1 protein-coding gene is annotated in these 1,424 nt (G+C 66.6%); it reads right to left on the bottom strand.

Features of this window, described 5'->3' with window-relative positions:
* Positions 1-59: 59 nt before the first annotated feature.
* Positions 60-1,301: an IS256 family transposase gene (locus tag ABZX61_RS65840; RefSeq protein WP_355213266.1), complete on the bottom strand. Its 1,242-nt coding sequence runs from the start codon at positions 1,299-1,301 to the stop codon at positions 60-62.
* Positions 1,302-1,424 lie beyond the last annotated feature (123 nt).

Below are 1,424 nucleotides of genomic sequence, written 5' to 3'. Positions count from 1 at the left end.
CGGTCACGTCCACGGACGTGGTGTATGAATCGATCTTCGCGTGATCCTGTTTCTGCAGGTTAAGCGGTGAGTGTCTGCGGGAGTGGGTTCTGGGCCGGTGTGTCGCTAGCGACGAGGCGGACGCGGGCCTTGGCCAGGATGTCCAGGCCCATGTAGCGGCGGGCCTCGGTCCATTCATCGGTCTGCTCCGCCAGCACCGCGCCGACCAGCCGGATGATCGCTCCTCGGTCGGGGAAGATACCGACCACGTCGGTCCGGCGGCGGATCTCCTTGTTCAGCCGCTCCTGCGGATTATTCGACCAGATCTGCCGCCAGGTCTCGCGCGGGAAGGCGGCGAAGGCCAGCAGGTCCTCCCGGGCGGCGTCCAGATGCTCGCACGCGGCCGGGTACTTGGTCTCCAGGGCATCGATGACCCAGGCGTGCTGGGCGCGGACCTGTTCGGCGGTGGGTTGGTCGAAGATGGTGCGCACCAGTGTGGCCACCCACGGCTGCGCCGACTTGGGTACGGTCGTGAGCAGATTGCGCAGGTAGTGGGTGCGGCAGCGCTGCCAGGCCGCGCCAGCCATGCTGGCGCCGATCGCCTCCACCAGCCCGCGATGAGCGTCGGAGACGACCAGCTGGACACCGGACAGACCGCGGGCAACCAGACTGCGCAGGAACGCCAGCCAGCCGGCGCCGTCCTCGGCCGAGGTCACCTCCAGGCCGAGAACCTCGCGCTGGCCGTTGGCGTTGACGCCGGTCGCGACCAGGCAGTGCACGTTGATGGTGCGCCCGCCCTCACGGACCTTCTGCGTCAGCGCGTCCAGCCACACGAAGGTGTACGGGCCTGCGTCCAAAGCGCGCGTTCGGAACGCCTCGACCTGCTCATCCAGCGTCTTGGCCATCTGCGAGACCTGGCTTTTGGAGATGTGCTTGATGCCGAGCTGCTCGACCAGCTTGTCGACTCTGCGCGTGGAGACGCCGAGCAGGTAGCTGGTGGCGACCACACTGATCAGTGCCTGCTCGGCCCGACGGCGCCGCTCCAACAGCCAGTCCGGGTAGTACGAGCCCTGCCGGAGTTTCGGGATCGCGAGCTCGATGGTGCCGGTGCGGGTGTCCCACTCGCGGCTGCGGTAGCCGTTGCGGGAGTTGGTCCGTTCGTCGCTGCGTTGACCGTAGGCCGCCCCGCACAGGCTGTCAGCCTCGGCCGACATCAACGCTTCGGCCATGGTCTTCACCATGGATCGCAACAGATCCGGGTCGTCGGTCTCGATCTGCCGCGCCAGCCACTGCGCGGGCGTCACACTGTTGTCTACGGCCATCGCCTGGTTCTCCTTCGAATCTTGATCTTGCTACTCGAAGGATCACGCGATGGCCGTCTTCATTTCACGACGCCACGCCTGTGACCAGGCCAAACTCGTACACCACTCCCGTGGACGCAACCC

Source organism: Nonomuraea sp. NPDC003709 (assembly GCF_040610775.1).
Taxonomy (GTDB): Bacteria; Actinomycetota; Actinomycetes; order Streptosporangiales; family Streptosporangiaceae; genus Nonomuraea; species Nonomuraea angiospora_A.
Note: the sequence above shows the minus strand (reverse complement) of the source record. Positions and strands in the feature narration are given on the sequence as shown.

Bases quoted from the DNA above. Each gene is read 5' to 3' on its own strand.
- ABZX61_RS65840 (WP_355213266.1), bottom strand. From the start codon at position 1,301: ATGGCCGTAGACAACAGTGTGACGCCCGCGCAGTGGCTGGCGCGGCAG.